This window comes from Paenibacillus sp. 32O-W (genome assembly GCF_007679495.1).
GTDB classification, from domain to species: domain Bacteria; phylum Bacillota; class Bacilli; order Paenibacillales; family NBRC-103111; genus Paenibacillus_L; species Paenibacillus_L residui.
This window is the reverse complement of record NZ_VEGP01000169.1, coordinates 1-656: the sequence shown is the minus strand read 5'-3', so window position 1 is coordinate 656 and position 656 is coordinate 1. Positions and strand designations below refer to the sequence as shown.

Here is a 656-nt window from a genome sequence, read left to right as displayed (position 1 = left end):
TTTAACTTCCAAAAGCGAGGTTCAACTCCACCGTCTTTAGACGGTATCCGCTTTTAGCCCTACAGGATCTGGAAATACTTTTACTGAAGGGGTGAAAGTATGGAAGGATACCAGAAAAACAGTCATGCGGTCTACGACATCAAATATCATGTGATATGGGTTACAAAGTACAGATATCAGATACTGAAAGGGCAATTGGCGGTAAGGACGCGGGAGTTGATCCGGCAAGGGTGCGAGGCGAGAAGGATCGGAATATTGCAGGGAAGTGTAGGTAAAGAGCACATTCACTTATTGCTGTCCTGTCCGCCAAGCCTAGCCCCGAGTAAAGTTGTACAGTATCTAAAAGGAAGATCATCGCGATTGCTGCAAGAAGAATTTCCAGAACTAAAGAAACGCTACTGGGGTCAACACTTGTGGGCAAGGGGATATTTTTGTGCGACAGTAGGAAATGTCACGGAAGAAATGATTCGAAATTACATTGCCAATCAATTTAGTGGCGAGAAGAACGAAATTTTCAAGATTGAGGACGAGTTTTAGTCGTTGTTGAAGTACGCTTGAGCGTAAGGACATTTAGAAGAGTTTTACTCTTACGCTACGACTTTAGTCGTCGACATTTATGTCTAAATCCACCTGCTTTGAGCAGGTGGTAGTTTAAG

Annotated in this window: 1 protein-coding gene; it reads left to right on the top strand. The window is 43.4% G+C overall.

The window, feature by feature from the left end; genetic code table 11:
* Positions 1-99 precede the first annotated feature (99 nt).
* A complete protein-coding gene (tnpA, locus tag FS806_RS25295; protein WP_144873665.1) occupies positions 100-537 on the top strand; it encodes an IS200/IS605 family transposase in 438 nt (145 codons plus the stop codon).
* The last annotated feature ends 119 nt before the right edge of the window (positions 538-656 follow it).